The organism is Streptomyces albofaciens JCM 4342, assembly GCF_008634025.1.
Classification (GTDB): Bacteria; Actinomycetota; Actinomycetes; order Streptomycetales; family Streptomycetaceae; genus Streptomyces; species Streptomyces albofaciens.
On record NZ_PDCM01000001.1, the window covers coordinates 661176 to 686264 of the forward strand.

At 71.9% G+C, this 25089-nt stretch carries 19 protein-coding genes; 8 read left to right on the top strand and 11 right to left on the bottom strand.

The window, feature by feature from the left end:
- Window position 1 precedes the first annotated feature (1 nt).
- Together CP973_RS03115 and nuoN are read left to right on the top strand one after the other, a co-directional pair.
- On the top strand, window positions 2–1618 hold the full coding sequence (locus CP973_RS03115) for an NADH-quinone oxidoreductase subunit M (RefSeq protein ID WP_150237357.1): 1617 nt from the start codon (window positions 2–4) through the stop codon (window positions 1616–1618).
- Window positions 1619–1650: 32 nt separating this feature from the next.
- Window positions 1651–3267, top strand: coding sequence for an NADH-quinone oxidoreductase subunit NuoN (gene nuoN, locus CP973_RS03120; RefSeq protein WP_425281985.1), 1617 nt, complete (start codon window positions 1651–1653; stop codon window positions 3265–3267).
- Between the two features lie 178 nt (window positions 3268–3445).
- Here nuoN and CP973_RS03125 read toward each other — a convergent pair whose 3' ends face one another.
- The 4 genes from CP973_RS03125 to fahA all read right to left on the bottom strand — a co-directional run bounded on the left by CP973_RS03125 (window position 3446) and on the right by fahA (window position 6386).
- Window positions 3446–3787, bottom strand: a complete 342-nt coding sequence (locus CP973_RS03125) for a hypothetical protein (RefSeq protein WP_150237361.1) — start codon at window positions 3785–3787, stop codon at window positions 3446–3448.
- Window positions 3788–3956: 169 nt separating this feature from the next.
- Entirely contained in the window at window positions 3957–4448 is a 492-nt protein-coding gene (locus CP973_RS03130; RefSeq protein WP_150237363.1) for a hypothetical protein, read from the bottom strand.
- A 73-nt stretch (window positions 4449–4521) separates the two neighbouring features.
- Window positions 4522–5190, bottom strand: a complete 669-nt coding sequence (locus CP973_RS03135) for a GOLPH3/VPS74 family protein (protein ID WP_150237365.1) — start codon at window positions 5188–5190, stop codon at window positions 4522–4524.
- On the bottom strand, window positions 5187–6386 hold the full coding sequence (fahA, locus tag CP973_RS03140) for a fumarylacetoacetase (protein WP_150237367.1): 1200 nt from the start codon (window positions 6384–6386) through the stop codon (window positions 5187–5189). Before fahA ends, CP973_RS03135 begins: the two co-directional genes overlap by 4 nt.
- Before the next feature lie 310 nt (window positions 6387–6696).
- Between fahA and CP973_RS03145 the strand changes: the two genes are divergently transcribed.
- The 6 genes from CP973_RS03145 (at window position 6697) to CP973_RS03170 (ending at window position 14695) form a co-directional block, all read left to right on the top strand.
- Entirely contained in the window at window positions 6697–7983 is a 1287-nt protein-coding gene (locus CP973_RS03145) for a carboxylate--amine ligase (protein ID WP_244409255.1), read from the top strand.
- A 154-nt stretch (window positions 7984–8137) separates the two neighbouring features.
- Window positions 8138–9337, top strand: coding sequence for an FAD-dependent oxidoreductase (locus CP973_RS03150; RefSeq protein WP_150237369.1), 1200 nt, complete (start codon window positions 8138–8140; stop codon window positions 9335–9337).
- A 402-nt stretch (window positions 9338–9739) separates the two neighbouring features.
- Window positions 9740–10753 carry a polyprenyl synthetase family protein gene (locus tag CP973_RS03155; protein ID WP_150237371.1) on the top strand — a complete coding sequence of 338 codons (1014 nt, stop codon included), beginning with the start codon at window positions 9740–9742 and terminating at the stop codon, window positions 10751–10753.
- A gap of 419 nt (window positions 10754–11172) precedes the next feature.
- Window positions 11173–12489: a LolA family protein gene (locus CP973_RS03160; RefSeq protein WP_150237373.1), complete on the top strand. Its 1317-nt coding sequence runs from the start codon at window positions 11173–11175 to the stop codon at window positions 12487–12489.
- A 165-nt stretch (window positions 12490–12654) separates the two neighbouring features.
- Window positions 12655–13728: an ABC transporter ATP-binding protein gene (locus tag CP973_RS03165; RefSeq protein ID WP_150237375.1), complete on the top strand. Its 1074-nt coding sequence runs from the start codon at window positions 12655–12657 to the stop codon at window positions 13726–13728.
- Entirely contained in the window at window positions 13715–14695 is a 981-nt protein-coding gene (locus CP973_RS03170) for an ABC transporter permease (RefSeq protein ID WP_208853126.1), read from the top strand. The genes CP973_RS03165 and CP973_RS03170 overlap by 14 nt, the downstream gene beginning before the upstream one ends.
- 51 nt (window positions 14696–14746) lie before the next feature.
- On the opposite strand, the gene CP973_RS03175 is transcribed toward CP973_RS03170, so the two are convergent.
- From CP973_RS03175 to CP973_RS03205, 7 genes are all read right to left on the bottom strand, one after another.
- Window positions 14747–16039 carry a M28 family metallopeptidase gene (locus tag CP973_RS03175; RefSeq protein ID WP_425281930.1) on the bottom strand — a complete coding sequence of 431 codons (1293 nt, stop codon included), beginning with the start codon at window positions 16037–16039 and terminating at the stop codon, window positions 14747–14749.
- A 255-nt stretch (window positions 16040–16294) separates the two neighbouring features.
- Complete coding sequence (rarD, locus tag CP973_RS03180) at window positions 16295–17329, bottom strand: EamA family transporter RarD (protein WP_150237377.1); 1035 nt, start codon at window positions 17327–17329, stop codon at window positions 16295–16297.
- A 210-nt stretch (window positions 17330–17539) separates the two neighbouring features.
- Entirely contained in the window at window positions 17540–18634 is a 1095-nt protein-coding gene (locus CP973_RS03185; RefSeq protein ID WP_150237379.1) for a 2-oxoacid:ferredoxin oxidoreductase subunit beta, read from the bottom strand.
- Entirely contained in the window at window positions 18627–20630 is a 2004-nt protein-coding gene (locus CP973_RS03190) for a 2-oxoacid:acceptor oxidoreductase subunit alpha (RefSeq protein ID WP_150237381.1), read from the bottom strand. Before CP973_RS03190 ends, CP973_RS03185 begins: the two co-directional genes overlap by 8 nt.
- 275 nt (window positions 20631–20905) lie before the next feature.
- Entirely contained in the window at window positions 20906–21565 is a 660-nt protein-coding gene (locus CP973_RS03195; RefSeq protein WP_280119013.1) for a LuxR C-terminal-related transcriptional regulator, read from the bottom strand.
- A gap of 402 nt (window positions 21566–21967) precedes the next feature.
- A complete protein-coding gene (locus tag CP973_RS03200; protein ID WP_425281931.1) occupies window positions 21968–23284 on the bottom strand; it encodes a sensor histidine kinase in 1317 nt (438 codons plus the stop codon).
- A gap of 387 nt (window positions 23285–23671) precedes the next feature.
- Entirely contained in the window at window positions 23672–25003 is a 1332-nt protein-coding gene (locus CP973_RS03205) for a sensor histidine kinase (RefSeq protein WP_150237385.1), read from the bottom strand.
- Between the last annotated feature and the right edge of the window lie 86 nt (window positions 25004–25089).

Sequence of the window (25089 nt, forward strand, 5' to 3'; positions counted from 1 at the left end):
CATGTCGTTTCCCCTTCTGACGGCCACCGCGGCGGTCCCGGCGCTCGGCGCGATCGCCACCGCCGCGGTGCCCGCGGCCAAGCGCACCGCCGCCAAGTGGCTGGCGCTGCTGTTCTCGCTGGCCACCCTGGTGCTCGCCGCGGTGGTCGCGGTGCGCTTCACACCGGGTGCCGAGGGCCCGTTCCAGCTCACCGAATCGCACGCCTGGATCAAGGACTTCGGCGTCCGCTACGAGCTGGGTGTGGACGGCATCGCGGTGGCGCTGATCGCGCTGACCGCGCTGCTGGTCCCGTTCGTCATCCTGGCGGGCTGGCGCGACGCCGACCCCATGGAGGACCGGGAGCCCAACCGGCGCTGGCGCCCCACGCAGGGCTTCTTCGCGCTGATCCTCGCCGTCGAGGCGATGGTGGTCATCTCCTTCGAGGCCACCGACGTCTTCCTCTTCTACATCTTCTTCGAAGCCATGCTCATCCCGATGTACTTCCTCATCGGCGGCTTCGGGGACCGCGCGGGGTCCGGCGGCGAGGAGCACAGCGCGGCGCTGCGCTCGCAGGCCGCCGTGAAGTTCCTGCTCTACAACCTGGCCGGCGGCCTGATCATGCTCGCCGCGGTGATCGGGCTGTACGCGGCCACCGCCGACCAGCTCGGCAGCGGCACCTTCTCCCTGACGGAGATCGTCCAGGCGCGGGCCGACGGCAAGCTGGCGCTGGGCACCGGCACCGAACGGCTGCTGTTCCTCGGCTTCTTCTTCGCCTTCGCGGTGAAGGCGCCGCTGTGGCCGCTGCACACCTGGCTGCCGGGCGCGATGGGCGAGTCCACCGCGCCGGTCGCCGTACTGATCACCGCGGTGGTCGACAAGGTCGGCACGTTCGCGATGCTGCGCTTCTGCCTCCAGCTCTTCCCGGAGGCCAGCAGCTGGGCCACCCCGGTCATCCTCGTCCTCGCGCTGATCAGCATCCTGTACGGCGCGCTGCTGGCGGTCGGCCAGCGCGACATCAAGCGCCTGATCGCGTACGCCTCCATCTCGCACTTCGGCTTCATCATCATGGGCATCTTCGCCATGACGAGCCAGGGCCAGGGCGGCGCGACGCTCTACATGGTCAACCACGGCATCTCGACGGCGGCGCTGATGCTGGTCGCCGGGTTCCTGATCTCGCGGCGCGGCTCCCGGCTGATCGCCGACTACGGCGGGGTGCAGAAGGCCGCGCCGGTGCTGGCCGGGACGTTCCTGGTCGGCGGTCTGGCGACACTGTCGCTGCCCGGCCTGGCACCGTTCGTCAGCGAGTTCCTGGTGCTGGTCGGCACGTTCAGCCGCTATCCGGTGGTGGGCATCGTGGCCACCGCCGGCATCGTGCTCGCCGCGCTGTACGTCCTCGTCCTCTACCAGCGGACGATGACCGGCCCGGTGAAGGCGGAGGTGCGGGCGATGCCCGACCTCAAGGCGCGGGAGCTGGCCGTCGTCGCCCCGCTGATCGCGCTGCTGCTGTTCCTCGGTGTCTACCCGAAGCCGCTGACGGACCTCGTCAACCCGGCGGTGGACCACACCCTGTCCGTCGTCGACCAGCACGATCCCCGCCCCGACGTACCCGTGAAGGCAGATGCGGAGGCCGCGAAGTGAGTTCCGTGGCGAGCGTCCACAGCCTGTGGACCATGGCGGCCGAGGCACCGGCCAAGATCCCGGCGCCGAAGATCGAGTATGCCCAGCTGGCACCGGCCCTGATCGTGCTGGGCGCCGCGGTCGTCGGTGTCGTACTGGAAGGGTTCGTGCCGCGCCGCGGCCGCTACCACGCGCAGCTGCTGCTGTCCGTGCTCGCGCTGGCCGCCGGGTTCGCGGCCGTCGTGGGGCTGGCGGCGGGCGGCTTCGGCACCACCAAGGCCAAAATCGCGGCCATGGGGGCCATCGCCGTGGACGGCCCGGCGCTCTTCCTCCAGGGCACGATCCTGCTGGTGGCGCTGGTCGCCACGTTCACCTTCGCCGAGCGCCGACTCGATCCGGCGGCGCACGGCAAGCGGGTGGACTCCTTCGCGGCGCAGGCCGCCGCGGTGCCCGGCGGCGACGCCGAGCGGGCCGCGGTCAAGGCCGGATTCACCACGACCGAGGTGTTCCCGCTGGCGCTGTTCGCGGTCGGCGGGATGCTGGTCTTCCCCGCGGCCAACGACCTGCTGACGCTCTTCGTCGCGCTGGAGGTCTTCTCCCTCCCGCTGTACATCCTGTGTGCCCTGGCCCGCCGCCAGCGGCTGCTCTCCCAGGAAGCGGCGGTGAAGTACTTCCTGCTCGGCGCGTTCTCCTCGGCGTTCCTGCTGTTCGGCATCGCGCTGCTGTACGGCTACGCGGGCACGGTCACGTACGCCGGTATCGCGGAGGTCGTCAGCGACGGCACCAAGCAGATCACCCCGGCGCTGGCCGACACCATGGGCAATGACGCGCTGCTGCTGATCGGCGCGGCGCTGGTGCTGATGGGTCTGCTCTTCAAGGTCGGCGCGGTGCCGTTCCACATGTGGACACCGGACGTCTACCAGGGAGCGCCGACCCCGGTCACCGGGTTCATGGCGGCGGCCACCAAGGTCGCCGCGTTCGGCGCGCTGCTGCGCCTGCTGTACGTGGTCCTGCCGGGCCTGCGCTGGGACTGGCGGCCGGTCATGTGGGGGGTCGCGATCGTCACGATGCTGGGCGGCGCGGTCGTCGCGATCACCCAGACCGACATCAAGCGCCTGCTGGCGTACAGCTCCATCGCGCACGCCGGGTTCATCCTCGCCGGTGTCATCGCCACCAGCAAGGACGGCATCTCCTCCGTCCTGTTCTACCTGGCGGCGTACTCCTTCGTGACGCTCGGCGCGTTCGCGGTGGTCACGCTCGTCCGGGACGCGGGCGGCGAGGCCACCCAGCTGTCGAAGTGGGCGGGGCTGGGCCGGCGCTCGCCGCTGACCGCGGCGGTCTTCGCGGTCTTCCTCCTGGCCTTCGCGGGCATCCCGCTGACCTCGGGGTTCGCCGGGAAGTTCGCGGTGTTCAAGGCGGCGGCACAGAGCGGCGCGGGCTGGCTGGTGGTGATCGGTGTGATCTCCTCCGCGATCGCCGCGTTCTTCTACATCCGCGTCATCGTGCTGATGTTCTTCAACGAGCCGAAGGCGGACGGGCCGACGGTGGCGGTGCCCAGCCCGCTGACGATGACGGCCATCGGGGTCGGTGTCGCGGTCACCCTCGTCCTGGGTCTGGCGCCGCAGTACTTCCTGGACCTGGCGGGCCAGGCGGGGGTGTTCGTGCGCTGAGCGGTGGCCGTCCCCGGACGGCCCGCGCCCACGGCCGCCGTCCGGTGCCCTTGCGGGGTGCCGGGCGGCGGCCGTGGCGCGTCTCAGCGTACGAAGGGGGACCGGCGCGGCCGGAAGCAACGTGCGAGGAAGGCCGGCCGGGGTGTGCGGGCGCGGTTGTGCGCGGTGGGAGCCGGGCTCAGCGGGAGAACATCACCGAGCGGACCAGGACCCGCTTGGGGGCGGCCTTGCCGGGCGGTACGACGAAGTAGACGTCGCTGCTGCAGTCGTCGTCGGCGAAGAGCGTCACGGTCGCGTTGGTCCGGTTGCGCGCGGCGTAGCCGAAGTCGGCCTCGTCCGGCAGCTTGAGGGTGATGCACTCCTTGCCCGGCGGGTTGAAGATGGCCGCGCGCTGGTCGAGCTTGTCGCCGGTGTTGAAGCCGTAGGAGAAGACGCCGTCGGCGCCGTAGGCGGAGGTGGGGGTGGTCAGGGCGAGTACGGCCGCTCCGAAGGCGGCGGCGACGGAGGTGCGCAGGCGCATCTCGTGACTCCTCGTGGTCGTCGGTGTCGATCAACTACTCGGAGTGAATATGGCTCAGCCCATGACGTCTTTATCCGACGCCGCCCCGGAAACACCCCTGGTGGCGTAGCGGCCCTCGGCCGTTCGCGCCGGTCCGGGCCCGGTACGGCCGAGGAGGGCTGATACCCCGTCAGGAGACCGGGGCGCCCGTGGGGAGGCCGGGCATCCCGGGCAGCTTCAGCTTGCCCTCGGCCTTGGTGAACGCGTCGGTGGGCCCGCCCTTCCACTTCACCGTCAGCGTCTTGCCGTCGCCGCCCGGTGTGACGGTGCCCAGGGTGCGGGTGGTGTGGCCGCCCATGCACTTCAGGGCGATGACCGTGGTGCCCACCTGCTCGACCCTGCCCTGGCAAGCCGTTCCGGTGTCGGCGCCGAGCCCCATGGAGGCGGTGCCCCGGTAGATCACCAGGGTGAGGTGCGAGTCGCCGGTCCTGGCCGTCCAGGCGCCGTCGAGGCTGCTGGTGCCCTCGGCGGGCTTGTCCCCGCCGGCGGTCTGCGAGGGGGTGGCGGCCGGTGCCTTGCTCGGCCGGTCCGCCGCGCCGTCCTTGCTGCCGCTGCTGCCGCAGCCGCTGAGCAGCAGTGTGGCCACGGCGGCCGTCCCGGCGATCTGCGCTGCCTTGCGCACGTACGTCTCCTCCGTTGTGGGACAGGGAGACGAGAGGCTAGCAACGCGACACGCGGCACGGGGCGGCTCGGGTTCATCCGCCGCTGGCCGCGGCCTCGTCCTCGAAGATCGCGGCCGCGACGGCGCGGGTGATCCAGTGCTCACGGGCCAGCGCTTTCAGGTCACGGCGTACGGCACGCCGGTCGTGGCCCTGCACCAGTTTGCGGTCCAGCTGGACGGCCGAGACCAGGGCGCCGAGCAGCCGGTCGCGGGGGTCCGCGAAGCCGCTGGCCAGGGCGCCCTTGAAGCGGGTGCGGGCCGGCCCGGCCAGGTCCACCGGGCCGGGCGCCAGACGCTCGTAACGGAACAGGCCCAGTGCCCGCCGGGACTCCCGGCGGACCGCGTCACGCTGTTCCAGCCGCTGTCGGCACACCTCGTCGATGCCGCGTGCCGCGCTCCGCACCCACCGCTTGGCCTTGACGTCCCCGCCCTTGCCGGGGACCGGCAGGGTCCTCAGTGCGGTGTCCAGCACCAGGTCACCGAGCGGCAGTGGACTGCCCACGATGATCCGGCCACCGCGGCCCTCGGCGACCTGCCCGGCCCACTCCAGCTCGGCGAGGGCCGCCCCGGCCAGGCCGTAGCGCAGGTGGGAGGCGTCGTTCAGCGGCTTGCCGTGCTCCGGGTCCAGGGCGAGGAGCAGTAACTCCTCGGGCAGGGTGGGTCCCCGGTCCGGGTGCGAGCTCTCCCCCGTGCTCCCGGTCATGAGGTCCGCGCGGGTCGGATGCGCCCGGTGACTTCGCCCAGGCCGATGCGGGAGCCCTCGGGGCCGGGTGCCCAGGCGGTCAGCGTGACCTCGTCGCCGTCCTCCAGGAAGGGCCCCTTGCCCTGGGTGAGTTCCAGGAGGCAGCCGAGCTGGTCCGGTTCCGGTCCGGAGACCGTGCCCGAGGCGTAGAGGTCGCCGGTGCGCAGCGAGGCGCCGTTGACCGTCATGTGGGCGAGCTGCTGGGCGGCCGTCCAGTACATGGCGGAGAACGGCGGGCGGGCGACCGTCTCGCCGTTGATGTCCACCTGGATGCGCAGGTCGATGCCGCCCGGTTCGGTGTCCGAGTCGTCCAGGTACGGGAGCGGCGGCACGTCACGGGCGGGCGGCGCCGTACGGGCGTGGTCCAGCGCGTCCAGCGGCGTGATCCAGGCGGACACCGAGGTCGCGAACGACTTGCCGAGGAAGGGGCCGAGCGGCACGTACTCCCACGCCTGGATGTCGCGCGCCGACCAGTCGTTGACGAGGCAGACGCCGAAGACGTGCTCGCGGAAGCCGTCGAGGCCGACGGGCTCACCGAGCGCGGACGGGGTGCCGACGACGAAACCGACCTCCGCCTCGATGTCCAGCCGGGTGGACGGGCCGAAGACGGGCGCCGCGTCGGCCGGTGCCTTGCGCTGGCCGCTGGGCCGGACCACCGGGGTGCCGGAGACGACGACCGTGCCGGACCGGCCGTGGTAGCCGATCGGCAGGTGTTTCCAGTTGGGGGTGAGCGCGTCGGCGTTCGGGCGGAAGATCCGGCCGACGTTGGTGGCGTGGTGCTCGCTCGCGTAGAAGTCGACGTAGTCCGCGACCTCGAAGGGCAGATGCAGGGTCACCCCGGACAGGGGGACCAGCAGCGACTCGGTGGTGCTCCGGTGCGCGGGGTCGGTGACCGCCGTGCGCACGGCCTCCCGTACGGCCTGCCAGATCTCGCGGCCGGCGGCGAGCAGCGGGTTCAGCGTCGGCGCGGCGAGCAGGTCGGCGTGCGGTGACCCGGAGGTGGCGGCGAGCGCGTTCAGGTCCAGTACGTGGTCGCCGTAGCGCACGCCGATGCGGCGCCGCTCCGGTTCGTCCGCCGTGCTGAAGACGCCGTACGGAAGGGTGTGCGGCCCGAAGGGGTGGTCCTCGGGCAGGTCGAGCGGGTGCTGCTCGGGCATGTACGGCTCCTCGCGTGGTCGTCTCGCGTGTGTCGTCACCTGTGGCCGCGGGCCGGTGGGCCCGCGGATCAGATTACGGCCCAACGGGCCGCGAGGGGATGGCCAGATGGACGGCGGACGGGGCGGCGGTGCCACGGTTTCACGTGGAACCACGCGGCAGCGGACGAAAACCGGAACGGAACGCGCGAAGGACATAGACATCGGCGGCTAAAGAGTTCGTAATGTCCTGAAAAGCGGTGCCGGTTCGGTCAGTTCGGGCCCTAGCTTCCATGGGGCGCGGCCGGGGCGGGACGCGCCGTTGGGGGGTCAGGTGGCTCGTACCAGCACATCGTTCGCGGTGGACCGGACCGTACCGGGGCTCATCGTGAAGATCGGCGATTATCCACTGCACCACGGCGGGGTAGGGGCGATCCGCAGCCTGGGGCGGCTCGGCGTGCCCATGTACGCCATCACCGAGGACCGGTTCACGCCCGCCGCCGCCTCCCGCTATCTGCACGGGCGCTGCGTCTGGCCGACCACCGGGCGGGAGGACCCGCAGCGGCTCGCCGAGGTGCTGCTGCGCATCGGCAAGCGCATCGGCCGGCCCACGGTCCTGATACCGACCGACGAAGAGGCCGCCGTCCTGATCGGCGAATACGCCGACGCGCTCGGCGACCGCTTCCTGTTCCCCCGCCTCGACGCGTGCCTGCCGCGCCGCCTGGCGAGCAAGCAGGGGCTGCACGAACTCTGCGTCGAGCACGGGGTGCCGTCACCGGCGGCCACCTTCCCGGAGTCGCCGGAGGACATCGAGCGCTTCGCCGCGCGGGCGCGCTTTCCGGTCGTCGCGAAGAACAGGGAGGCGTTCCAGCGGCGCAGACACCCCGTGGTGGCCGGTACGACGCGGATCTCCGGCCCGGGCCAGTTGCTCGGCCTGGCCCGCGACTGGGGGCCGCGGCCGGACGTGATCCTCCAGGAGTACCTGCCGCGGGAGGAGGCCGAGGACTGGATCGTGCACGCGTACTTCGACGCGGAGAGCACCGCGCTGTCCCTGTTCACCGGGGTCAAGGTGCGCTCCTGGCCGCCGCACGCGGGCATGACGGCCTGCGCGTACGTCGTCGACAACCCGGAACTGGCCGAGATGACCGCCCAGTTCATCAAGCGCATCGGCTTCAGCGGCATCGCCGACCTGGACTGGCGCTACGACCGGCGGGACGGCGCCTACAAGCTGCTGGACTTCAACCCGCGGGTGGGGGCCCAGTTCCGCCTGTTCGAGAACGAGGCGGGCATCGACGTCGTACGGGCGCAGCATCTGGACCTGACCGGCCGGAAGGTGCCGGAGGCGGAGCAGCGGGCGGGCCGGCGGTTCGTGGTGGAGAACATCGACCTGCCGGCGATGCTCGCGTACCGCCGCAGCGGCTATACGACACCGCACGCGCCGGAGCGCGCCACCGGCACCGAGCTGGCGTGGCTGGCCGCCGACGACCTCAAGCCGTTCTTCACCATGCTGGCCCGGTTCGTGGGACCGGGGGCACGGCACCTGCTGGAGCTGCGGCGGGCGAGCAAGCGCGCGCGGGCGGCGGCGGAGAGCGGTGCGCTTCAGCAGCAGACGCGGCCGTAACGGCGCGGGGGCGCCGGGACGGTGCGGCGACAACAGCGGGGGAGCGGAGCGACGCGAGAGCAGTGGTGGACAACGGGGGGAGCCGTGCAGCAGTTCCCCGCCGGGGCAGTGGCAGCACTGCCGGACCAGCAACACTCTGGGGAGGGGAACGCACGTGAACACTCCGGTAGCAGTCATCGGGGCCGGTCCGTACGGCCTGTCGACGGCGGCGCACCTGCGCGCGCGGGGAGTGCCCGTACGCGTCTTCGGCAGGCCGATGGTCAGCTGGCGCGAGCACATGCCCGCCGGGATGCTGCTCAAGTCGACGCCCGTGGCGTCCAGCATCGACACCCCGCAGGCCGGGCACTCGCTGCGCGACTTCTGCGACGCGGTCGGCGAGCGGCGGTACGAGTCCGACTGGGACATCATCCCCGTCGAGACCTTCGTACGGTACGGCGAATGGTTCCAGCAGCGGCTGGTGCCCGACCTGGAGCAGGTACGGGTCGTCTCGGCCGACCGGCGGGCCGGCGGCTTCGAGCTGAAACTGGACAGCGGCGAACAGTTCCGGGCGCGGGCGGTCGTCGTGGCCACCGGACTGACCGGATTCGCGCGGCTGCCACGGGAACTGGCCGCGGCGGTGCCGGACGGACCGTCCCCCACCGGGCCCGTCTCGCACAGCTACCAGCACCGTGACCTGTCGGTCTTCGCGGGCCGGGACGTGGTGGTGATCGGCGCCGGACAGTCGGCGCTGGAGAGCGCGGTGCTGCTCGCCGAGAACGGTGCCCGCTCCGTCCGGGTAGTGGCGCGCGGCCGGACCGCGGTGGGCTTCGGCGCTCCGCCGGACCGGCAGCCGAAGCTGCGCCCCGAGACACCGTTCGGAAACGCCTGGTCACTGTATGCATTCACCTATTACGCGGGAGGTTTCCGCCATCTGCCCGCGCCCGCCCGGCGCTACCTGGTGCGCCGGGTGCTGGGGCCGCTGGGCGCCTGGTGGCTGCGGGAGCGCTTCGTGGGGCGGGTCCAGGTGACGGCCGGGCGGCAGGTCGTACGGGCGCGGGTCGAGGACGGCCGTCCGGTCCTGACCCTGCGCGGTCCCGACGGGCGGACCGGTGAACTGGCCGCCGACCACGTCCTGGCCGCCACCGGCTACCGGGTCGACCTGGCGGCGATGGACTTCCTCGGCCAGGGCCTGCGCACCGGGATCACCGTGAGCGGCGGCGGCCCCCGCCTGGACGCGGGCTTCGGCTCGTCGGTTCCGGGCCTGTACTTCACCGGGCTCCCGGCGGCGGCGTCCTTCGGGCCCGTGATGCGCTTCGTGTGCGGTACGGAATTCGCGTCCCGGCGGCTGGCGGGGGCGGTGGCCAGGGCGTACTGACGGCCGGGGCCGAGGCGTATTGACGACCGGGACCAGGGCGTACCGACGACCGTCACCAGGTGTACCGACGAACGGGAGGAGCGCCCTGCCGCGTGGCGGCGGGGCGCTCCGGCTTCCGTCCGGCTGCGATGCGGATGTGTTTCTGCTGCGGTCCTGCTGCGGTTCTGCTGTAACTGTCCTGCGGATTTCCTGCGGGAAACGCGCATCATTGGTAGGTACCGGGCATAGCGGGCGGCTGTCCTGGCGCCCGTGCCGGGCCTCCCCGGGCTCGCACGCCGTTCGAGCGCCCCGGAGGGGCGGGCGCTCACGGTGATCCAACAGCGACCGGATACGCTGGCCAATGGTGGAGACAAGCGACAGATCGACAATCCGTTTGATCGTCAGCAGACAGGAGTACCCCTCGTGACCGTCGTCGGGCCCTTTGGGCTGAGCGTGCGGGACCAGGCTCTTGAGGCCGATGTCCAGGCCGGGTTGGCGGCTGTCGAGGAAGGCCTGCTGGAGGCCACCAAAAGCGACGTGCCGTTCATCACCGAGGCCGCCCAGCATCTCGTGCGCGCGGGTGGCAAGCGGTTCCGGCCGCTGCTGGCGATGCTGGCCGCGCAGTTCGGCGACCCGCACACGCCGGGCGTCGTCCCGTCCGCCGTCGTCGTCGAGCTGACGCACCTGGCGACGCTGTACCACGACGACGTCATGGACGAGGCGGACGTGCGCCGCGGCGTGCCCAGCGCCAACGCCCGCTGGGGCAACTCGGTGGCCGTGCTGACCGGCGACTTCCTGTTCGCCCGCGCCTCGCACATACTGGCCGACCTCGGCCCGGAGGCCGTCCGCATCCAGGCCGAGGCGTTCGAGCGCCTGGTGACCGGCCAGATCCTGGAGACGGCCGGACCGCGCGACGGCCGGGACCCGATCGAGCACTATCTGGACGTCATCGCCGGCAAGACCGGCTCGCTGATCGCCGTCGCGGGCCGCTTCGGCGCGATGATGTCCGGCGCCGACGAGTCCATCGTCAACATCCTGACCCAGTACGGCGAGCGGCTCGGCACCGCCTTCCAGCTCGCCGACGACGTCCTGGACATCGCCAGCGACTCCCACGAGTCCGGGAAGACCCCCGGCACGGACCTGCGCGAGGGCATCCCGACCCTGCCGGTCCTGCACCTGCGCGCCCTCGCCGACGGCGAGCACGGCACCGACAAGGACCGCGAGCTGCGCGACCTGCTGGCCGGGGACCTCACCGACGACACCCGGCACGCCGAGGCGCTGGCCGGGCTGCGCGCCCACCCGGCGCTGGAGCAGGCCCGCCGGGACACCGTCCGCTACGCGGAGGAGGCGCGGACCACCCTGGCGCCGCTGCCGGAGTGCATGGCGAAGACGGCCCTGGAGGGGCTGTGCGACTCGGTGGTGCACCGGGCGGGCTGACGGCGCCCTACGGGGTGCAGTGCCTTGCGAGGCGGCGTGCCCTACGGGTGGAGTGCCGTGCGAGGCGGCGCGCCTTACGGGGCGGAGTGTCCTGCGAAGTGGCGCGCCGTACGGAGCTGAGTGCCCTGCGAGGCGGCGCGCTCTACGGGGCGTGAGGGTTCATGGAGGCCCGTGACACCGGTGGGACCCCGGTCGTCCCTCAGGGTTCGCTCCGCCTCCGGCCGTACCGGCTCTGCCTTTCGGCCAAGGGAGGTCATCCCACGGGAGTAGAGGGAGTTGGCCCCGGGGGCTGACGCGGACCTCTGGCCGATTTGGTGGGATGAACAGCACCACGCCACGGCGGAACGGGTCACAATGAGCCCGGGAGTGGGACGAGTGCGTCGCGTAGCAGGCCGCCGCTTACGACGGAGGTAGGGCACATGCCACGGAACCAACCGATACAGGTCACCGACGAGTGGGACGGGGACGGGGGGCGCTCCGCGAAGCGCCGCAGGACGATGCGGTACGCGATCCCGGTCGCGGTCGTGGGCGTCGCGGCGGCCTCGATCGGGCTGGTCCCGGCCTTCGCCGGTTCGGGCTCCCCGGATCTGCCGGAGATCTCGGCGCAGGACCTCATAGCGAAGATCGCCAAGTCGGACGTACAGCAGCTGTCCGGCACCGTCCGTACGTCCACTGACCTGGGGCTGCCCGCCGGCCTGACCGGCAGCGGCGCGAGCGCGTTCGGCGGCGGGGCCGCGGACCGCGGCGGCAAGGGCGGGGACGGCGGCACCGCGTCCTCCGCGAGCCCGCAGAGCCAGTTGTCGGAGCTGGCGTCCGGGTCGCACACGCTGCGCGTCGCCGTCGACGGCCCCGACAAGCAGCGGCTCTCCGTCGTCGGCAAGTCCGCCGAGTACAACCTCGTCCACAACGGCCGCGACCTGTGGGGTTACGAGAGCAGCAGCAACACCGCGTACCACAGCACGGTCCCGGCCGACGCCGGCAAGGGGCAGCACCGCTCGGAGAAGTCCGCCGGGTCCGGTGGTTCCGCGGACCTGAAGAACGCCACCCCGCAGGAGCTGGCCAAGAAGGCGCTGGACGCGGTCGGCGACACCACCTCGGTGTCGGTCGACGGCACGGCCAAGGTGGCCGGGCGGGACGCCTACCAGCTCTCGGTCAAGCCCAAGCAGTCCGGCTCCACGGTCGACTCGATACGGATCTCGGTGGACGCCGAGACCGGTGTGCCGCTGAAGTTCACGCTCACGCCCAAGGGCGGCGGCGCCCCGGCGGTCGACGTGGGCTTCACCTCCGTCGACTTCGCCAAGCCCGCGGCGGACACCTTCGACTTCAAGCCGCCGAAGGGCGCAAAGGTCGTGGACGGCGACAAGGCCCGCGACCGGCACCGCGCCGACCAGGGCCGGGCCGCCGAGGACCTCAAGGGCATCCTCGGGAAGTACGGCCTGACCGGCCAGAACGGCAAGGGCGGCAAGAACGGCGGCTTCGAGGTCATCGGTGACGGCTGGACCTCCATAGCCCACCTGAAGGGGAACGGCTCCGGCCTGTCCTCGGCCGGCAAGAACGCCTCCGGCGACGCGGCCAAGCTGCTGGACAGCCTGGGCGAGAAGGTCAGCGGGAAGTTCGGCTCCGGCCGGATGTTCAGCACCCGTCTGGTCAACGCCCTGGTGACGGACGACGGCTCGGTCTACGCCGGTGCCGTGGACAAGGCGTCCCTGATCAAGGCCGCCGAGGCCGCCAAGTAACGCGCGGTTCGGCGGGGCGGGCCGGTCCCGCCCCGCCCTCCGGGCCGCCGCCGCGGGCGGGCCGCGGCCACAGGTCCGACCCGTGGCCGGCCCGCGGCCCGATCCGAGGCCGATCCGTGGCCCGGTCCGCAGCCCGACCCGTTGCCCGATCAGTTGGGGGAGCCGATGACGCAGCCGTCCGCCGGGGACCGGGTGATCGAGACCCGGGGGCTGACGAAGACGTACCGTGGCGGACAGCTCGCCGTCGACCGGCTCGACCTCGCCGTACCGCACGGCAGCGTCTTCGGCTTCCTGGGACCCAACGGCTCGGGCAAGACGACCACGATCCGGATGCTGCTCGGCCTGATCGAGCCGTCCGCTGGCGGGGCCCGGCTGCTCGGCGAGCCGATGCCGCGGGCGGCCCGCCGGGTGCTCCCCAGGGTCGGCGCCCTCATCGAGGGGCCGGCCCTGTACGGATTCCTCAGCGGGCGCGACAACCTCGTACGGTTCGACGCCGCCGATCCGGCCGCCGATCCGCGTACACGTGCGCGGCGGGTCGACCAGGCCCTGGACCGGGTCGGTCTGGCGGCGGCCGCCCGCAAGAAGGCGCGCGCGTACTCGCTGGGCATGAAGCAGCGGCTGGGGCTGGCCGCGGCACTGCTCCAGCCCCGGGACCTCCTCGTGCTGGACGAGCCGACCAACGGCCTGGACCCGCAGGGCATGCGCGAGATCCGTACGCTGATCAGGGAGCTGGCGGGGGACGGCACCACCGTCTTCCTCTCCTCCCACCTCCTCGACGAGATCGAGCAGGTCTGCACGCACGCCGCGGTGATGGCGCGCGGCCGGCTCGTCACCCAGGGCACGGTCGCCGCGCTGTCCGCCGGCACCCGCGGGCGGCTGACGGTCGGCACGCCCGACACCGCCGACGCGGTGCGGGTGCTCAAGGAACACGGGATCACCGATCTCGTGGTGACGGACGAGCGGGTGACCGGGGAGCTGCCCGCGCCGCCCGCCGGACCGCCCGGCCTCACGGATGTGTCCGGTGCTGGGGGCGTCGCCGGTACTGGGGGCGTGTCCGGGCCCGGAGGCGTGCCCGATCCCACGGACGTACCCGATCCCACGGACGTACTCGATCTCGCGGACGTGAACGCCGCGCTGGTGCGGGCCGGGGTGCGGGTCCGGTCCTTCGGCACCGAACGGGCGTCCCTGGAGGACGTCTTCGTCCAGCTCACAGGGGAGGGCTTCGATGTCGCGGGCTGAGGCGGCGGAGGGCGCGCAGGACACCGGGAAGACACCCGGGGGCGCCGGAGCCGGAAAAGCGGGCGCCGGAGCCGGTGCCGGGGGCGGGAAAGCGGGTGCCGGGGGCACCGCCGTGGGGCGTACGGCGCGGCCCCTGTGGTCGCTCGGCCTGCTGCGCAACGAGATCGGTACGACCTTCCGCCGCTGGCGCACCCTCGTCCTGCTCGCCGTGCTCGCCGCCGTACCGGTCCTGATCGGCATCGCCGTGAAGATCGAGACGAGCGGCGGCGACGGTGGTGCGGGCGGCGGGAGCGGCGGCGCCGCCTTCGTCTCGCAGATCACCAACAACGGCCTCTTCCTGGTCTTCACCTCGCTGGCCGTCACGCTGCCGGTCTTCCTGCCGCTGGCCGTCGGTGTGGTCGCCGGGGACTCCGTCGCCGGCGAGGCGCACACCGGCACGCTGCGCTATCTGCTCGTCGCACCGGCCGGGCGGACCCGGCTGCTGCTGGTCAAGTACGCGACCACGCTGACGTTCTGCCTGGTGGCCACGCTGGTCGTGGCGGCGTCGGCGCTGCTGACCGGCGCGCTGCTGTTCCCCGTCGGCGAGGTGACGCTGCTGTCCGGGACGACCGTGCCGTTCGGCGAGGGGCTGCTGCGCGCGCTGGCCGTCGCGGCGGTGGTGGCCCTGTCCCTGGTCGGGGTGGCGGCGATCGGACTGTTCGTCTCGACGCTCACCAACAGCGGCATCGCCGCGATGGCCACCACGGTCGGCCTGCTGATCATGGTCCAGATCCTGGACACCATTCCGCAGCTGCACGCGATCCAGCCGTACCTCTTCCCGCACCACTGGCTGTCCTTCGCCGATCTGCTGCGCGATCCCGTCTACTGGGACCGGCTCCAGCAGAACCTCGGCCTCCAGGCGCTGTACGCGGCGGTCTTCGGCTCCGCCGCCTGGGCGCGCTTCACGGCGCGGGACATCACGGTCTGATGCCGTGACGCCCCGCGCCGGGTGTTCACCGCCCACTGCCGCCGACGGCCGTCAGAAGGTCAGCTTCCAGCTGTCGATGTAGCCGGTGTCCTGCGGCCCGAGGTCCTGCACCCGCAGCTGCCAGGTGCCGTCGGCGGTCTCGGCGGACGCGTCGACGGTGTACGTGGTGATCACGTTCGCCGCCGAGTCCGAGCCGCTGGAGTTCTTCAGCCGGTACGTCCGCCCGCTCGGCCCGACGAGGTCGATGGCCAGGTCGCCGCGGTAGGTGTGCTTGATGTCCACCCCGACCTTCAGGGCGGCCGGCGCGTTGCCCGTACGCCCGGAGACCGTCACCGAGGAGCTGACCGCGGCCCCCGCGTCCGGGATCGGGACGTCATCGGTGTTCTCGAAGACGGTGCCACCGGGCGGGGTGGTCGAGCCGACGCCCAGCGTCCACACCGCGTGCGCGACGGCGTCGCTGTTGCGGTCCAGGGCGGTGTCGTTGATGTTCGCCGAGGTGTCGCAGGAACGGTGGTAGCAGCGGTCGAAGGGCTGGCCCGCCGTACCGCCCCACTTCTGCGCCTGGGCGGCCGTCTTGGTGTAGTCGGCGCCGGAGAACAGGCCGCCCACGGCGATGCCGACGTTCTTGAACGGCGCGTGGTCACTGCGGCCGTCGCCCTCGGTCTCGATCTCCGTGGGGATGTTCACCGAGGCGTAGTAGTCCTTGAAGACGCTCTCGATGGCGCGGTCGTCGTCGTAGACGAAATAGCCGGGATTGGGGGAGCCGACCATGTCGAAGTTGAGGTAGCCGCTGAACTTCGAGCGCTCCGTCGCGGCCAGCCGGCCGACGTAGTACTGGGAGCCGCGCATCCCCAGCTCCTCGGCGCCCCACCAGCCGAAGCGCAGGTGCTTGGCGGGTTTGACGGCGGCGCGGGAGACGGCCAGCGCGGTTTCGAGGACCGCGGCGGAGCCGGAGCCGTTGTCGTTGATGCCGGGGCCCGCGCCGACGGAGTCCAGGTGCGCGCCGGCCATCAGGATCTGGTTCGGGTCGCCGCCGGGCCAGTCGGCGATGAGGTTGTAGCCGGTGGCGCCGCTGGTGGTGAACTGCTGCACGGTGGTGGTGAAGCCCGCGGCGTCCAGCTTGCCCTTGATGTAGTCGAGCGAGGCCCGGTAACCGGGCCGGCCGTGGGCCCGGTTGCCGCCGTTGGCGGTGGCTATCGACTGGAGCTGGCTGAGGTGCGCTTTGACGTTGGCCACCGGTATGTCGGGGGCGGCAGCCGCGGTGGGGGCGGTGGAGCGGGCGGCGGCGGGCGCGGCGGTGGCCGCACCGGCCGCCCCGGGTATCGCAACGATCAGGCCGACCACGGCACCGGCCGCGGTGGCCTTCAGACCGCCGGGGCCGCTGCCCCGGCTCCGGTCGGATCTTCGAAAAAGCCTGGTGGCGCTGGGTCTTTCGGCTTTCCATGACATGAGGGGTCTCCGGATTCCGAACGTGAGATGAACGGACCGTGCATGGCGCGAAGCTGATGGTGGGCGCGCCGTGCCCCGCTGACAAGGCGGAATCCGGACACCCCGATCCGCATAGCGCTCGCGGCGGCCCGGGGCTCGGTGATGCCGGGTTCAGGACTTGGCGGCACCCAGTTCCGGGGCGGTTTCCGGGGCCGCCGCGGCGGACTCCGGACCGGGCCGCGAGGTCTGCGGGGGCAGGGCCGCAGTCGCCTCCCGGGCCGCTTCCCGTGCCGTCTCCCGAGCCGTGACCAGCGCCGTACGGGCCGAACGGGCGGTACGGATCGCGTCGTACGTCAGCACCACCAGCGCCAGCCACACCAGACCGAAGCCCGCCCAGCGCTCCGGCGGCATCTCCTCGTGGAAGACCAGCAGGCCGAGGGCGAACTGGAAGGTCGGGGCCAGGTACTGGAGCATGCCGAGCACGGTCAGCGGCAGGCGCACCGCCGACGCGCCGAAGGCGATCAGCGGCAGCGCGGTGGCCACGCCGCAGCCCATGAGCAGCAGCATCTGCCCCACCCCGCCGCTGGTGAACCCGGCCTCGCCGCGTGCGCCGAGGTAGACCAGGATGCCGAGCGCGGGCAGGAACTGCATCGCCGTCTCGGCGCTGAAGCCCTCGATGCCGTCCAGCTTCACGCCCTTCTTGACCAGGCCGTACGTGGCGAACGTGAACGCCAGGGCGAGCGAGATCCAGGGCACCTTGCCGTACGCCACGGCCATCACGACCACCGCCGCGGTGCCCACGCCGACCGCCGTCCACTGCAACGGCCGCAGCCGCTCGCGCAGCACCAGGACGCCGAAGGCGATGCTGACCAGCGGGTTGATGAAATACCCCAGGCTGGCTTCGAGGACGTGGCCGCTGTTGACGGCCCAGATGTACAGGAACCAGTTGACGGAGATCACCGTGGCGCAGACCAGCACCAGGCCGAGCCGCCTGGGCTGCCGCACCAGCTCCGGTATCCAGGACCAGCGGCGCATGCAGGCCAGGATCACCGCGGCCACCGGCAGCGACCACGCCATGCGGTGGGCCAGGATCTCGGCGGGGGCCAGGTCGCCCAGCAGGTGCCAGTACAGCGGGAGCAGGCCCCACACCACGTACGCGGCAGTGCCGTAGACGAGTCCTGTGCGCTGGTCGGACTGGGGTGGCAAGGGGCCCTCCGGTGAATGCTGCTCCATCTGCGCCGGCGGTCGTGCGGGTCGCGCTCTTGAAGGTAACGCCCGGCGGGCCGACTGTCATGCCCGTATCGGAATACGGTCATGACAGGCGCGCGGGCGACGGAGACCGGCCGAAAACAGCGGTGCCCGTACAGGGCGTCCGAAGACGTCCCGTACGGGCACCGGAGTGCGGTGGGCGGCCGCTCAGCCGACCACCGTCCAGGTGTCGTTGCCGGCGAGCAGCGAGGCCAGGTCGCCCTTGCCCTTCTGCTCTATGGCCGTCTCCAACTGGTCGCTCATGAGCGCGTCGTAGACCGGGCGGTCCACATTGCGCAGCACACCGATGGGGGTGTGGTGCAGCGTGTCCGGATCGGCGAGGCGGGACAGGGCGAAGGCGGTGGTCGGCGAGGGGTTGTGCGCGTCGTGGACGAGCACCGCGTCCGCGCCCTCCGCCGTCACGTCGATGATCTTGAGGTCGCCGGTGGCCGGATCCCGTACCACGCCCTTGGAGCCGAGGCCGTCCTCGGCGGGCGCGCCGAAGCGGATCGGCTGCCCGTGCTCCAGGCGGATCACGGCTTCCTCGGCCTGCTGCTTGTCCTTGAGGACCTCGAAGGCGCCGTCGTTGAAGATGTTGCAGTTCTGGTAGATCTCCACCAGCGCCGTGCCCGGGTGGGCGGCCGCCGCCCGCAGCACGCTGGTCAGGTGCTTGCGGTCGGAGTCGACCGTACGGGCCACGAAGGACGCCTCGGCGCCGATGGCCAGCGACACCGGGTTGAAGGGCGCGTCCAGGGAACCCATCGGCGTCGACTTCGTGATCTTGCCGACCTCGGAGGTGGGGCTGTACTGGCCCTTGGTCAGCCCGTAGATCCGGTTGTTGAACAGCAGGATCTTCAGGTTGACGTTGCGGCGCAGCGCGTGGATGAGGTGGTTGCCGCCGATGGACAGCGCGTCGCCGTCGCCGGTGACGACCCACACCGACAGGTCGCGGCGCGAGGAGGCCAGGCCGGTGGCGATGGCCGGGGCACGGCCGTGGATGGAGTGCATCCCGTAGGTGTTCATGTAGTACGGGAACCGGGACGAGCAGCCGATGCCCGAGACGAAGACGATGTTCTCCTTCGCCAGACCGAGTTCGGGCATGAAGCCCTGCACGGCGGCGAGCACCGCGTAGTCACCGCAACCGGGGCACCAGCGCACTTCCTGGTCGGACTTGAAGTCCTTCATGGACTGCTTGCCCTCGGCCTTGGGCACCAGGGAAAGCGCCTCGATCGCCTGGGTCCCCTCCGCGATCGTCTCAGTCATTGATGGCCTCCTTAAAGACCTCCGCAAGCTGCTCGGCCTTGAACGGCATCCCGCTGACCTGGGTGTACGAGCGGGCATCGACGAGGTACTTGGCCCGCAGCAGGGTGGCGAGCTGGCCGAGGTTCATCTCCGGTACGACCACCTTGTCGTAACGTGCCAGCACCGCGCCGAGATTCCGCGGGAAGGGGTTGAGGTGGCGCAGATGCGCCTGCGCGATCCGCCCGCCGTCCCGGCGTACGCGCCGGACGGCCGCGGTGATCGGCCCGTACGTCGAACCCCAGCCCAGCACCAGGGTGTCGGCGCCCTGCGCGGCGGCCGCGCCCTGGCCGCCGCGGACGGCCGCCTCCGCCGTCGGGTCGTCGACCTCCAGGTCGGGGATGTCGATGCCGTCGACCTTCGCCTGGCGGGTGCGCACCATGAAGTCGTGGTTGGCCGGATCGTAAGAGATGTTGCCCGTGCCGTCCTGCTTCTCGATGCCGCCGATGCGGTGCTCCAGGCCGGGCGTGCCGGGCACCGCCCACGGGCGGGCCAGCGTCTGCTCGTCGCGCTTGTACGGCCAGAACACCTCGGTGCCGTCGGCCAGCGTGTGGTTCGCGCCGTTCGCGAACTGCACGCGCAGGTCCGGCAGTTCGTCGACCTCCGGGACGCGCCACGGCTCGGAGCCGTTGGCCAGGTAGCCGTCGGACAGCAGGAAGACCGGCGTGCGGTACGTCAGCGCGATGCGCGCCGCGTCCAGCGCCGCGTCGAAGCAGTCGGCGGGCGTCTTCGGCGCCACGATCGGCACCGGCGCCTCGCCGTTGCGCCCGTACATCGCCTGGAGCAGGTCGGCCTGTTCGGTCTTGGTGGGCAGGCCGGTGGACGGGCCGCCGCGCTGGATGTCCACGATGACCAGCGGCAGTTCGAGGGAGACCGCGAGCCCGATGGTCTCCGACTTCAACGCCACGCCGGGGCCCGAGGTGGTGGTCACCGCGAGCGCCCCGCCGAAAGCGGCGCCCAGTGCCGCGCCGATGCCGGCGATCTCGTCCTCGGCCTGGAAGGTGCGCACGCCGAAGTTCTTGTGCTTGCTCAGCTCGTGCAGGATGTCCGAGGCCGGGGTGATCGGGTACGAGCCCAGGTAGAGCGGCAGGTCGGCCTGCTGCCCGGCGGCGATCAGGCCGTACGACAGGGCCAGGTTGCCGGAGATGTTGCGGTAGGTTCCGGTCGGGAAGGCCTGGGTGGCGGGCGCGACCTCGTAGGAGACCGCGAAGTCCTCGGTGGTCTCGCCGAAGTTCCAGCCCGCGCGGAAGGCGGCGACGTTGGCCTCGGCGATATCCGGCTTCTTGGCGAACTTCTGCCGCAGAAACGCTTCGGTGCCCTCGGTCGGCCGGTGGTACATCCACGACAGCAGGCCCAGCGCGAACATGTTCTTGCTGCGCTCGGCCTCCTTGCGGGACAGCCCGAAGTCCTTGAGCGCCTCGATGGTCAGCGTCGTCAGCGGCACCGGGTGGACGTTGTACGCCGAGAGCGTGCCGTCCTCCAGCGGGCTGACCTCGTAACCCACCTTCGCCATCGGCCGCTTGGTGAACTCGTCGGTGTTGACGATGATCTCCGCGCCGCGCGGTACGTCGCCCAGGTTCGCCTTCAGCGCGGCCGGGTTCATGGCCACCAGGACGTTGGGCGCGTCGCCCGGGGTGAGGATGTCGTGGTCCGCGAAGTGCAGCTGGAAGCTGGAGACGCCGGGCAGGGTGCCGGCGGGGGCCCGGATCTCGGCGGGGAAGTTCGGCAGCGTCGACAGGTCGTTGCCGAAGGCCGCCGTCTCGGACGTGAACCGGTCGCCCGTGAGCTGCATGCCGTCACCGGAGTCGCCCGCGAACCGGATGATCACCCGGTCCAGGCGACGTACCTCTTTACCGCCGTTCTTCCCGCCGTTGCCTTCGGCGCCGGTCCCGGGAGCCTGCGGCTCCCCGGTGAGCGCTCCGTCGGCCTGCTCGGCTTGGCTGCTGACCTGGCTGGTCACTGCTTCGGACCTCCCTCGGGGCGGTGGCTCGGGACTCGTCGTGCCGACCGGTCGTCCCATGAACATCGTACGTGGGTAAGGGTCGCCTTCCCCTGGGCGATCACATGATGGACGTCCGCGTGAGATGCCGTTCTGTCAGGATTTGTCATGGAAGAACCGCCCCCCGGCCCCCTTCTCCAAGACGCTCGCGCCTCGGCCATTGGTTCTACTCCTTAGGTCCCGGTCCGCCCCGCGGGCCGCCCGCAACCTGCGCAACTGGCGGCGTGTCGGATTTCTCAGGAGTTGAGATAGGTGAGCACGGCCAGCACCCGTCGGTGATCCCCGTCACTCTGCGACAGACCCAGCTTGAGGAAGATGTTGCTGACGTGCTTCTCCACCGCACCGTCGCTCACCACCAGCTGCCGTGCGATCGCGGAGTTCGTCCGTCCCTCGGCCATCAGCCCCAGGACCTCCCGCTCCCGTGGCGTGAGGTTCGTCAGCACGTCCTGCTTACGGCTGCGGCCCAGGAGCTGCGCGACCACTTCGGGGTCGAGCGCGGTTCCCCCCGCGGCGACCCGGACCACCGCGTCGACGAACTCCCGTACTTCAGCTACCCGGTCCTTGAGGAGATAGCCGACGCCGTGACTGGATCCGGCCAGCAATTCCGTCGCGTACTCCTCCTCCACGTACTGCGACAGCACCAGCACCCCCAGCCCCGGGTGGTCGCGCCGCAGCCGCACCGCGGCCCGTACCCCTTCGTCCGTGTGCGTCGGCGGCATCCGTACGTCCGCCACGACCACGTCCGGCAGCTCGCCCTCGGCGGCCAGCTCGCCGATGACCTTGATCAGCGCCTCGGCGTCGCCCACCCCCGCGACGACGTCGTGCCCACGGTCGGTCAGCAACCGGGTGAGCCCCTCCCGAAGCAGCACCGAGTCCTCGGCGATGACCACCCGCACCCTGTCCTCCACGACTCTTCAAGCCCCCACGTTCCGTTTCTTCCCCACCCTGCGCCCTCCAGCATCCCAGCATCCGGACCCACCCGCCCCCCACCGCCAGGAATAGGGGAAGGCAGTCCGGAAGGGGGCGGGAGGGACGGACGGCCGTCCGAGGGGCGGGAGGGACGGCCGTTCGAGGGGCGGGAAGGACGGCCGTCCGGGGAGGTGGACGGGGTCCGGAGCGGAGGGTGGGCTGGGCTGGGAGGGGAGGAGAGGGGAGGGGAGGGGAGGAGAGGGCTGGGCACGGAGCGGAAAGGTGGGCTGGGTCGGAGGCGAGGGGCGGTGGTGATGGGAGCTGACGGGGGCGGAGGGGTGGTGGGAGCTGAGGGAGCGGTGGTGGGGGAGCGGTGGTGGGGCGGTGGGTCAGCCGCGCCAGGGGAGTTCGGCGGTGATGGACGTCGGGCCGCCGACCGGCGAGTCGACGACGAGCAGACCGTCGACCGAGTCGAGGCGCTCCGCCAGGCCCCTCAGCCCGCCGCCCGACTCCGTGGTCGCGCCGCCCTGGCCGTTGTCCGAGACCAGGACCATGATCCGGTCGCCCGCGTGCCACACGTCCACGGTGGCGGCGGTCGCCCGCGCGTGCTTGGAGACGTTCTGCAGCAGCTCCGAGACGGTGAAGTAGGCGATTCCCTCGATGGCCGCGGCCGGGCGGCGGTCCAGATCGACCGAGACCTTGACCGGCACGGTGCAGCGGGCGGCGAGGGCCGACAGGGCCGGGCCGAGACCGCGGTCGGTGAGGATCGCCGGGTGGATGCCGCGCGCGAGGTCCCGCAGCTCCTGTAGGGCTATCTTCACCTCGCCGTGCGCCTCGTCCACCATCTTGGCCGCGGCCTGCGGGTCCTCGGCCAGCTTCTCCTTCGCCAGGCCCAGGTCCATGGCCAGCGACACCAGCCGCGCCTGCGCGCCGTCGTGCAGGTCGCGCTCGATGCGCCGCAGGTCGGCGGCGGCGGTGTCCACGACCACCCCGCGGTCCGTCTCCAGCTCCGAGACGCGCGTGGCCAGCGTGGAGGGGCCGAGCAGCCCGTACACCAGGACGCGGTCCACGTGCGTCAGCCCGCGTATCACCCACGGACCGGCGAGGACGAGCAGCAGCCCGGTCGCGCTGGCCACCGCCATCCCGGCGGGGGTGTCCAGGTAGACGCCGTCGCCGTGACCGTTGCCCCACAGCTGGATGCCGGGCTGGTCGAGGTAGGCGGGGAACGTCCACTGCCACACCGGGTAGAGCAGCAGTGACCAGCCCACCGACCAGAACGTCACCGAGAAGCAGAAGGCGAAGAGCGCCCAGGGGAAGTGCAGGAGCGAGTACAGGAGGTGGCGCCAGGAGACACCGCTCTTGAGGACCGCGCCGACCCAGCTCAGCAGGCCCGGCTTGGCGGGGCGCACCGGCTCCGGGTGGGCCACGTCCAGCTCCAGCAGGGTGCGCGCCCGGATCCGCTCCAGGGCGCCCATGCCCCGGCACCCCACCAGCGCGCCCGCGAGGACCGGTATGCCCAGGAAGGTGACCAGCAGGCCGGCGCTGAGCGAGATCATGGTGACGGCATAGCCGAACATCACGGTCGACAGCGGCAGGCTGAGGACGAGGTAGAGCAACTCCCGCCAGGTGCGCCCCGAGAACGGGGCCCGCAGTGCGGTGGGCAGGCGTGAGGCGGAGGGGCGGTGTCCGTACGCGGTGTCCATCATCTCGTCGTCCGTTCTGCCAGGTCCGGGCCGGTCTGCCGACGGCGCTCCGTCGCGCCTGCGGCCACGTCCAGCTGCTGTTGTCGCCGGCGCCGCTGGCCCAGCTCTGCCGACTACCTCCAGCCTCCGCGCTCGGCGCCCTCCGCACCATGAGGGAAAACGCAGTCTTCGTACTGGGGTTTTCCCCACCCCTGTGGAGTGGCCTCCGGCCTGGCGGGGGCGCTTGTGCCCTGCGGGATGCCTGTGGCCAGGGGGGCTTGTGTCCAGGGGGGTGCTTGTGTCCTGCGGGCTGCTTGTGCCCTGCGGGTGGCGGAGTGCGGGATCGGGTGGCGGGTGCGGGATCGGGTCGTGGGATGCGGGCTGGGGCTGTGGGTTGCCTGCGGCCGGTGCTCACGCCCCCTTCGGCCGGCGCTCGCGTGCCCGGCCCTGACCTCGTTCGCGTCCCCGCCCTCGGCCCCGCTCCCGTCCCTTCTCCTTGCTCCGCTCCTGCTCGCGGCCGCGCCACGGCAGTTCGGCGGTCACCCGGGTCGGGCCGCCGACCGGGGAATCGAGGACGAACAGACCGTCCACCGATCCCAGCCGCTCCGCCAGCCCGGCCATGCCGCTGCCGCCGTCCAGCCGCGCGCCGCCCCGCCCGTCGTCCTGGACATCGATCAGCAACCGGTCCTGCGCACGCCAGACACCGACCCGCGCCGTCCGCGCGCCGCTGTGCTTGGAGACGTTCTGCAGCAGCTCGGAGACGGTGAAGTACGCGATGCCCTCAATGGCCGGCGCGGGCCGTTCCGCCACGTCCACCTCGACCTCGACCGGCACGGTGCAGCGGGCGGCGAGGGCCGACAGGGCCGGGCCGAGACCGCGGTCGGTGAGGATCGCCGGGTGGATGCCGCGCGCGAGGTCCCGCAGCTCCTGCAGGGCGAGCTTCACCTCACCGTGCGCCTCGTCGACCATCTGCGCCGCCGCGTCCGGATCCTCCAGCAGCTTCTCCTTCGCCAGTCCGAGCCCCATCGCCAGCGCGACGAGCCGGGCCTGCGCGCCGTCGTGCAGGTCGCGTTCGATGCGCCGCAGGTCGGCGGCGGCCGTGTCGGAGACGGTCGCGCGGTCCATCTTCAGCTCGGCGATCCGCCGCTCCAGCTCGTCGGAGGGGGACAGCAGGCCGCGCACCATCATCCGGTCGACGTTCGTCAGCCCGCGCGCGATCCAGGGCAGCGCCGGCCAGGCCACGAAGAGCGAGGTGAGCACGACCGGGAAGGTGATGACCGACCAGGGCAGCCGGATGAACGCGTACAGCGCGTGCCGCCACCCGACCGGGTCCTTCAGCCGCATCCACAGCCAGGAGAAGAAACCGTTCCCCGCCGCACGGAGCGGACTCGGCTCGTCCACCCGAACGCCCAGCAGGCGCCGTGCGCGGGCCCGTTCCAGCTTTCCGTACTTGCCGCACACCTGGAGCCCCACCGCGAGCAGCGGCAGTCCGACGACGGTGACGGACAGCCCGATACCCGCCGCCAGCCACACCGTCACCACGGCGAAGGCCGGCACGCCCAGCGGGAGATCGGTGAGCAGGTGGAGGATCTCCCGCCAGGTCGCGGGGGCGAGCGCGGCCCGCGGCGGCGGCAGGGCCTCGCCGGTGCCGTACCCCTCGCCGCCGTCGGCGGTGGCCGACGGCGGCGCGGCCGGGTGCGGAGGACGGTCCCGGCGTCGATCATGAGCGGAGCGTGCGGTCATACGCCTAGCTTGCCGGTCACCGCCGGTAGTAACCATGGGGATCGTCGGTGCCCCGGGGTGGGGTTTTCCTCACCCGCCGCCTCCTC

Bases quoted from the DNA above. Each gene is read 5' to 3' on its own strand.
- CP973_RS03170 (WP_208853126.1), top strand. From the start codon at position 13,715: ATGTCGCGGGCTGAGGCGGCGGAGGGCGCGCAGGACACCGGGAAGACA.
- CP973_RS03165 (WP_150237375.1), top strand. From the start codon at position 12,655: ATGACGCAGCCGTCCGCCGGGGACCGGGTGATCGAGACCCGGGGGCTG.
- CP973_RS03125 (WP_150237361.1), bottom strand. From the start codon at position 3,787: ATGCGCCTGCGCACCTCCGTCGCCGCCGCCTTCGGAGCGGCCGTACTC.
- CP973_RS03115 (WP_150237357.1), top strand. From the start codon at position 2: ATGTCGTTTCCCCTTCTGACGGCCACCGCGGCGGTCCCGGCGCTCGGC.
- CP973_RS03200 (WP_425281931.1), bottom strand. From the start codon at position 23,284: ATGATGGACACCGCGTACGGACACCGCCCCTCCGCCTCACGCCTGCCC.
- CP973_RS03185 (WP_150237379.1), bottom strand. From the start codon at position 18,634: ATGACTGAGACGATCGCGGAGGGGACCCAGGCGATCGAGGCGCTTTCC.
- CP973_RS03160 (WP_150237373.1), top strand. From the start codon at position 11,173: ATGCCACGGAACCAACCGATACAGGTCACCGACGAGTGGGACGGGGAC.
- fahA (WP_150237367.1), bottom strand. From the start codon at position 6,386: ATGCCCGAGCAGCACCCGCTCGACCTGCCCGAGGACCACCCCTTCGGG.
- nuoN (WP_425281985.1), top strand. From the start codon at position 1,651: ATGGCGGCCGAGGCACCGGCCAAGATCCCGGCGCCGAAGATCGAGTAT.
- CP973_RS03205 (WP_150237385.1), bottom strand. From the start codon at position 25,003: ATGACCGCACGCTCCGCTCATGATCGACGCCGGGACCGTCCTCCGCAC.
- CP973_RS03135 (WP_150237365.1), bottom strand. From the start codon at position 5,190: ATGACCGGGAGCACGGGGGAGAGCTCGCACCCGGACCGGGGACCCACC.